This is a genomic window from Caenimonas soli, assembly GCF_013155545.1.
GTDB classification, from domain to species: domain Bacteria; phylum Pseudomonadota; class Gammaproteobacteria; order Burkholderiales; family Burkholderiaceae_C; genus Ramlibacter; species Ramlibacter soli.
Genome location: NZ_JABJVV010000018.1, coordinates 109,752 through 117,270, shown reverse-complemented (window position 1 = coordinate 117,270; position 7,519 = coordinate 109,752). Strand labels below are relative to the sequence as shown.

Annotated in this window: 8 protein-coding genes; 2 read left to right on the top strand and 6 right to left on the bottom strand. The window is 57.3% G+C overall.

Annotation, left to right across the window (positions count from 1 at the left end; genetic code table 11):
• The coding region (locus tag HNE04_RS23380; protein WP_172218507.1) for a transposase domain-containing protein at window positions 1-258 on the top strand (258 nt) is incomplete at its 5' end.
• A gap of 380 nt (window positions 259-638) precedes the next feature.
• Here the strand turns inward: HNE04_RS23380 and HNE04_RS23375 are convergent.
• Genes HNE04_RS23375 through HNE04_RS23355 form a run of 5 tightly spaced genes read right to left on the bottom strand, consistent with a single transcriptional unit; the run spans window position 639 to window position 5,391 of the window.
• Window positions 639-1,901 (bottom strand): Rieske 2Fe-2S domain-containing protein, encoded by a 1,263-nt coding sequence (locus HNE04_RS23375; protein ID WP_172224787.1) that lies wholly within the window; start codon window positions 1,899-1,901, stop codon window positions 639-641.
• Window positions 1,902-1,914: 13 nt separating this feature from the next.
• Window positions 1,915-2,703, bottom strand: a complete 789-nt coding sequence (locus tag HNE04_RS23370) for an ABC transporter permease (protein ID WP_172224785.1) — start codon at window positions 2,701-2,703, stop codon at window positions 1,915-1,917.
• Window positions 2,700-3,518, bottom strand: a complete 819-nt coding sequence (locus HNE04_RS23365) for an ABC transporter ATP-binding protein (protein ID WP_172224783.1) — start codon at window positions 3,516-3,518, stop codon at window positions 2,700-2,702. The genes HNE04_RS23370 and HNE04_RS23365 overlap by 4 nt, the downstream gene beginning before the upstream one ends.
• Window positions 3,515-4,588, bottom strand: coding sequence for an ABC transporter substrate-binding protein (locus HNE04_RS23360; RefSeq protein WP_172224781.1), 1,074 nt, complete (start codon window positions 4,586-4,588; stop codon window positions 3,515-3,517). The genes HNE04_RS23365 and HNE04_RS23360 overlap by 4 nt, the downstream gene beginning before the upstream one ends.
• Before the next feature lie 47 nt (window positions 4,589-4,635).
• On the bottom strand, window positions 4,636-5,391 hold the full coding sequence (locus HNE04_RS23355) for a GntR family transcriptional regulator (RefSeq protein ID WP_172224779.1): 756 nt from the start codon (window positions 5,389-5,391) through the stop codon (window positions 4,636-4,638).
• Window positions 5,392-5,751: 360 nt separating this feature from the next.
• Here HNE04_RS23355 and HNE04_RS28360 point away from each other — a divergent pair, with 360 nt between their 5' ends.
• The gene (locus HNE04_RS28360) at window positions 5,752-5,883 is read left to right on the top strand and encodes a hypothetical protein (RefSeq protein ID WP_268904949.1); all 132 of its coding nucleotides are present in this window, start codon (window positions 5,752-5,754) and stop codon (window positions 5,881-5,883) included.
• Window positions 5,884-6,237: 354 nt separating this feature from the next.
• On the opposite strand, the gene HNE04_RS23350 is transcribed toward HNE04_RS28360, so the two are convergent.
• The gene (locus HNE04_RS23350) at window positions 6,238-7,419 is read right to left on the bottom strand and encodes an MFS transporter (RefSeq protein ID WP_172224776.1); all 1,182 of its coding nucleotides are present in this window, start codon (window positions 7,417-7,419) and stop codon (window positions 6,238-6,240) included.
• Window positions 7,420-7,519 lie beyond the last annotated feature (100 nt).

Sequence of the window (7,519 nt, the reverse complement as noted above, 5' to 3'; positions counted from 1 at the left end):
CTGCCCGCCGACAACAACTGGGTGGAGAACCAGATCCGGCCCATCGCCACAGGCAGGAAGAACTGGCTGTTCGCCGGATCGCTTCGCGCGGGCCAGCGCGCCGCGGCGATCATGAGCCTGGTGCACTCGGCGCGGCTCAATGGACACGACCCCTACGCCTACCTGCGCGACGTCCTTGAACGGTTGCCCACCCAACCGGCCAGCCGCATCGACGAACTGCTGCCGCACAGATGGCAGCCGGCTTCGGCGGCAATCTGATACCGCGGCCGTCGTCAAGACGGGATCACCGCGTGCTTACATAGATGCGCCACTGCGAGATTGACAAGCGCGTTCGCCAACCGAAGAAAAGAATGACAGGGCGACACGGTTCAAGCTAGGTAATCAGGACAGCAGTAATCGCAAGAATGCTCATGCTTTCAATTCCATCGATGACAGGGACGCGCGGCTCGGTCGCGTGACGCTTATGGGCCTCCAGGTCGCGGTGGTGGTAGCACACTGCACTGGACAGATAGCCGCTCAAGATCAGCACTTCGATGCGTCGGCTGTGGAAGGCCCCATGATCCTGAACACCGGCAAGGTCTAATCCAGGGCACTTAACTCGGAGATGGCGACGCCCAAGAAATGATTCTTGAGCATCCTCAAGGGCGAGAAGATGGGTTCAAGAAGAGAGTGTCAACAAGTTCTTGGATCGGGCTATGGCTCGGCAGATACGGGCCACATGCCATTCCAGGCAAGTAACTCTGGCTTGAACGTGCTTGAGCAGGGAGATTGAAGAGAAAGCATGACTCGTCCACCGGAGCCCGGAAGACATTCATGGGGTCGTCGCCAGCAGCGACGCGTGCGAGTTGCTCCTTAAGCATCCTACGCAGGAGTACGACACCATGATCTTCCCTGCCCAAGGTTTCCAACTGCCGATTGGCGGTGACGCCTTGCGTGATCCAAACCATTGCGTCTTGGCCGTTCTGGAAGTCGGTCAAGCACACTCCGTCAGGCCCCATCACCGGTACTTCGTAACAAGGGATCTCAGCTTGCGGGGGCACCGGATCGCCCGTAGGGTTAAAGCACATATACGAGATATAGAGTGTCTCGGTATCGTCGATGGGGACACGGAAGTTCATCGTCCACTCGCCGTTGCCTTGTACTACTGCCAAGTGCGGAAAGATGACTGGCAGCATGTGAGCTTGCCCATCGCCTTGCTCCGATGGCTTCTCATACCAACGCATAATGCCACGCTCGAAGGGCTTAAATTTATATTCGCAGTCCTTATAGGCCGCAAACATGTTGGGCTGTGCTCGTCGCGGATCGTCTTTCGCGACCCCTTCATTGTCGAGCTGCCATTGCGCGTAATAGGAATGCAACCAATAGAGATGCTCAAGGTCAACTGCGTTCTCGGCAACCTGCAGCCAGTTGCATTTGACCCTCATATAGCCGATCTGCTTAACGAAGTTGCGCTGAACAAGATACTCCCACTTGGGAAGGATTGGGGCAGGCTGCGGTCCGAGGTATGCGAATACGAGGCCCCCTAGCTCTTCTACCGGATACGCCTTGATTCCGGTCCTCCATTTTCCAACGGTGCTACCGCGGTCGGAGGGCGTATGTAGACACTCACCGCTTGCGCTGAACACGCGCCCGTGGTAAGGGCAACGAAGTCCGTCTTCCTCCGGAACTCCGTATCGCATCTGTGCGCTTCTGTGCGGGCAGCGATCTGCCACCAGACCGAGCCTGCCTCGCTTGTCACGGAACAGGACCAAATCTTCGCCCATGAGGCGCACCGGCTTTGGTTTGCGATTCGAGACTTCAACGCTTCCGGCAATCGGGTGCCAATATCGTCGCAGCAGATCTCCCATCGGTGTCTCAGGCCCAAAGTGTGTAAGCATTTCAGATTCGGTAGCCGTCATCATCGTCAGTTTCCTTTCACGCTCCAACTATCTGATCATCAGCATTTCGTATCCAGAACACGACTCGTCGCTGAATGGCTCTCATGCAAAGATGTAGACCGATGCCGAGAAGCGAGAGAACGATGAGCTGAGCGAAGACCATCGCCATATCAAGATTGAATTGAGCCTGGAGGATCAAGTAGCCGAGGCCTGCGTGTGACCCGACAAACTCCCCGACGATCGCGCCGATCACGGATAAGACAATGGCTACGTCAAGGCCTACAAACACGAACGGCAACGACTGCGGAAAACGAACCATCCGAAAGACTTGCCACCGGGACGCCGTAAACGCGACCATAAGCTCGAGCTGCTCGCGGGGCACGGCCTGCAGCCCGGCTATTGTGTTAGCAAGAACTGGGAAGAACGCGATGGTCGCAGTAATAACTACCTTCGAGGAAATTCCATAACCGAACCAAATCACGATGATTGGTGCGATCGCCACCTTAGGTATCGTCTGAAACGCGATGATGTACGGATAAAGCGCGCGTTCTGCAAGTGGGAATTGCGCGACTAAAACGCCCAAGCCAAACCCGAGCAACGCTCCAGCGACGAAGCCAGCGATGACCTCATAAAAGGTCACCGAGAAGTGCTTCAAGATCTCACCTGAACTGATCCCGTCCCACAGGGCGACCATTACGGCTGAGGGAGCAGGCACCACAATTTTTGACACATCCAGTATCCGGATGGAAGCCTCCCAACCGCCGATGACAAAGATGAACAGCGCGATAGAAGCAACCGATGAGACCTTGGGTGAGATCTTATTCATTCGTCAAGTTTCCCTACAGCGCCAAAGTGCCTACGGATAGCAGAGACATACTTGCCGAAGCGCGGAAGGTTGATCATCTCCAGTTCACGAGGCCGCGGGACATCGATATCGATGATGTCGCTAATGCGACCAGGACGTGGCGTCATGACAATGACGCGATCCGCGAGAAAAACCGCCTCAGGGATGCTGTGCGTCACGAGGAAGATGGTCTTGCGACTCTCCGACCAGATCCGAAGTAGCTCCAGATTCATTGTCTCGCGCGTCATTGCATCCAGAGCGCCGAAGGGTTCGTCCATTAGCAAGAGCGCAGGCTCATGGACGAGCGCACGGCATATGCCAACGCGTTGCTGCATACCTCCGGAGAGTTCGCCTGGATATTTCCCCTCGAACCCTGCGAGGCCGGCGAGGTCGATATACCGCCGGGCTCGCTCCTCTGCTCCTAGCCGGCTGAGCCGCTGAATATCTGCGGGAAGCAGCACGTTCTCTAGGACGTTACGCCAGGGCAGGAGGACTGGCGCTTGGAACACAACCCCAATATCACGACTCGGCCCATCCACCGGTTTCCCGCCAATAATGACTTCTCCAGAGCTGCGCCGCAAAATGCCGGCAAGAATCTTGAGCAGGGTACTCTTGCCGCATCCACTCGGCCCGACGACGGTAACAAACTCACCTTGTCGAATGTCAAAGCGGATGTCCTTTAAAGCGTGGATTGGTGCGCCTCCTTGCGTCGCATACGTCTTATTCAACCCACCGACGGAAATAACAGGCGGAGCGACCTCAACACGTGCGAGCGTCGGCACGTCCAGAGCGGTCATTTCGTGCGACACGCTGCAGCTTCCGCACGAATTGACGCGACGTCGATATCATTGCTCTTTTCGTAAAAACCAGGAATCTTGACAATGTAGTTTTCCGGATCAATCTTCCGGTCGATCATGCCCACTGAAAATACAAAATCCTGCAGTTTCGAGTAGGCGGCGCTGGTGGCTTTGCCCCATGTCTTACCGTCGCCGACGACAAGGGAGTCGCGCATCGTCGTAAGAGACGCATCGAGGGTGTGCATATCCCACTTTATTTGGGAAGCTTCTTCCGCACCTCGCGGCTTTGTTTCGGGCCACCTGCCCCATTGAAGGCGCCGGACGCAGTCTGGATTGGCCATCGCAAAAATGGAGGCTTTAACCGCTCCGCGCGCGATCGCTTGAACCATTTGTGGGTCCCGATCGATCGTCTTCTGCAATGTCGTAAGCGCAAAATCAGGGTACTGACTCCAGTCGGGTGAGCGAAAATAGCGGAGCTTCAGTCCGGCGTTCTCGAACGACGCTTGTGCCCCCCCCCAATAGACGAGCGCTTGGACTTTGTTTGTTCGAAGTGCCTCAACTGCAGGCGCGCCCATGCCGACCGGGATAAGCTTCACGTCTTTCGGAGAAACGCCGGCTGACTGCAGATACGCGTTCATGTAGGCAATGCCGCCAACAGCCAAGCTAAAGACACCGATCGCCTTTCCTCGCAAATCGGTAACATTTCTGATGGGCCCATCCTGTAGCACTGAGATAGACCAGTCGATGGTGCCGTTGACCATGACCGCCCGAAGCGGAATATCGTTCTTTACCGCTGACTGGATGATGAGCGGCGAACTCATCTGACCAAAGTCAGCATTGCCGGCGACCATCTGTTGCACCGCTTGGAGCCCGCCGCCGACGGGGAGTACCTCCACGTCATAGCCTTCATCCCGCCAGTAGCCTAGAACCTGAGGCATCATCAGCCATGGATATGCCACATTCAGGACCGCCGTGCCGACGGCGATCTTCACCTTCCTTAGAGGTTTCTCCTCTGCTTGCGCAAGTCCACTGAAAAAAACAAAAAGCACGCAGAGCGTCGTGGTGATCACAGACAGCAGGGATCGTGAGGATCTGATTCGTAGGATCGAAATCAAAGTTAGTTTCCTTCTTTCCCTGATTTGGGTTTGTCGCTGTTAAGTGAAGATCCCTGGGAGAGCGTCTTGGCTGCGTCTAGCTTGGCAAAATTAAACGTCTCCGCTAGCGTTCCAGGCAGTTCGGGCTTGTTAAGCCCGAATCGCTTTTCCAGTCCTTGGAGGTGCTCGAGCATCTTATTTACTGCGGCCTCCTCATCGCGCCGTAAGAGCGCCTCTATGACAGCTCTGTGCTCATGAGCGCCGCAATATTCCGCGCCTGGCCCCACACGAGCAAGAACCAACAGAGGCATTCGGCAAATGATCTGCTGCATCACATTTTCAAGTACGGAATTGCCCGCGAGCTCTGCAAGGAAACTATGGAACTGGATGGACAAGCGGTGCGCCGTCTTCAAATCTCCGCTCGCATAGGCGCGCTGCTCCTCTTCTGAAAATGCGCTTAAACGCGCACCTCTTTCCGGCGTCAGGTCGCGCGCCAGTGAGCGAACGATCGCGGACTCAATGACACGGCGCGCTTCGAAGAGATCGCGAGCTTCCGCCGGTGACGGATCGGCGATGACCGCGCTACGGTTTGGACGCAATTCCACAAGTAGGCTGTGGCCAAGTCGCGTCAGCGCGCCCCGCACACTCTCCCGGCCGACGCCAAATAGTTGTGCCAACTCCCGCTCCTTGAGCTGGGTTCCAGGCGCTAGACGATGGGAAAGGATCGCATCGACGATAGCGTCGTATACGCGAGTCTCACCGGCAATTTCAGTTTCCAAACGATGTGGCATTTCTTAGACATTAGTATTGGTTGCTCGGTTTGTCAACCATTTCTATCGCTTTGGTCGCTTGATTGTCTAATTTTGGTCGACCAGATGGTCAATTGTGTGTTCTTATGGATGGGGGCAAGGGCAGTTGCATCGCGCACGCGCGAAGCTTCGTGCACCAGCTGCATGCTCTCTATCGAGCATGTCGCCCTCGCACGTCGATTCCGGGAGTTCACCCTCGCCCACACCAAGGCATGGTTCTTTCGCAGCGAGGCCGCCGAAGTTGCGCATCCTGCGGCGCAGCCGGATAGTTCCGGCGATTGGTGGCACTTGCCGTTGAGACGAACCCTGGGAACAGCCGCTTGGTGAACCTTGAAGCTAATCTGGGCAACGCTCGGCCGGCGCACTGGCGTGCGGTGCTCCTGCCTGCTGTTCCTCAGCCCGCAGCTGGGGCTGCGGAAGGCGGTGGTGCAGGTCAAGCTCCGCATCCTGCTGGCGACGTAGAAGACACGTTGGCCACTACAGCGCCGCAAACCTTCAGAGGGCGGATTGCCCAAGGCCTGCACGCGCTCGCATTGAAGCTAGAGCACTGAGGACCTGATACAGGCAACCAAAGCTTGGCCTCCGCGTGTAAGACGGCTCGCATTTTGAGTGCTTCTGCAGGAACGCCCCCTCGGGCTGGGTAGAAGTGGGTGACGCGGCGTCGGCGCGCATGCGATGCGCAGGGCAATGGAGCATTCCCCTCGGTAGATACTTTGCGACCCGGCGGATGCGCTGCACCCGCTATAAACACATCTGATATGCGCTGGACAGTCACTCCGCGTCCGGCGCTGGCCGCTCGCTCCGGCCAGACGCGGTCTAGCCGCGGATCACGAGCGAATCGTTCGTGCGCCTGCGCCGCGCAACCCACATCAATCCTATGGCGATTAACCCCAACGGCGCCAAAGAGCCCAGGTTGAGGAGGCTCCAACCTTGGGTCGTCACCAGGACACCGGACGAAAACGAGCTGAGCGCCATGACCGTGAACAGCAGAATATTCATGACAGCTTGCGCTCGATCTTTCTCTTCCGGCGTGTAGGTCTCCAATGACAGCGTGGTACTGCCTGTGAACAAGAAGTTCCACCCGACGCCGAGCAGAAACAGCGCCGAAGTGAATTGATGTAGTTGGACACCGGAAAGCGCAATAGCGATGCACAGCAAAGTCAGTCCGACGCCCCCAGACATCACAGTCAGGGCGCCGAAACGTTTGATTAAGTGGCCCGTGAAAAAACCCGGTGCAAACATACCGACTACGTGCCACTGCAGTGCGAAGGCTGCATCCGAGAACGGAAGGCCGCACTGTTGCATTGCGAGAGGTGTGGCCGCCATCAACAGGTTCATCACTCCGTAGCTCAAGGCACCCGCTCCCGCGGCGACGACGAACACGGGTTGACGCATGATCTGAGAGATGGGACGGCCGCCTGAGACGTTGCCACGACCCGGCACAGGCGGGAAACGCATGGCGCCGAGGAGGAACATCGCGACTGCCGCTACAGCGGCTAGCGCAATGTATGCACCGACGTAGGGCATAGCAGAAAGGTCTCTCGTGCGCACAGCCAAGTTGGGGCCGAGCACGGCGCCGATCAGGCCGCCCGCCATCACGAGCGAAACTGCCTTCTCCCGAGAAGTGGGCGCGGAGAGGTCCGCGGACGCGAACCGGTATAGCTGCCCGTTGGCCGAGTAGTAGCCCGCGAGCACAGTGGCGATGCACAACAGCCAGAAGTTCCGCGTGTGGGCGGCGTAAGCGCACATCAATGCTGAACCGAGCGCAACTGCCAAACCCAGAGCGAATCCTGTCCTCCGCCCAAAGCATCGCTGCGTCCAAGCGACAGGAACCGTAAAGAGCGCCCCGCCCACGACGTAGCCCATGACTGGCAATGTGGCCATCCAGCCATAGGGTGCGAGTGCCAAGCCCACCAGGCCGTTGATTGCGATGAAGGTAATGTTGTTGGTGAGAAAGAGTCCCTGCAAGACGGCAAGGATCCAGAGATTGCGATTCACACCGCCCCCTTGGTCAAAAATTGAAAGTTCAGCGCCCGGCTTCGCTTCACCGTTTCCCAAAAAAGCTCAGCCACGGCGTGTTGTTCGGATGTGCATGCCT

Excerpts from the sequence above, each read along its gene's own strand:
- HNE04_RS23375 (WP_172224787.1), bottom strand. The coding sequence starts at position 1,901 with ATGATGACGGCTACCGAATCTGAAATGCTTACACACTTTGGGCCTGAG.
- HNE04_RS23370 (WP_172224785.1), bottom strand. The coding sequence starts at position 2,703 with ATGAATAAGATCTCACCCAAGGTCTCATCGGTTGCTTCTATCGCGCTG.
- HNE04_RS23365 (WP_172224783.1), bottom strand. The coding sequence starts at position 3,518 with ATGACCGCTCTGGACGTGCCGACGCTCGCACGTGTTGAGGTCGCTCCG.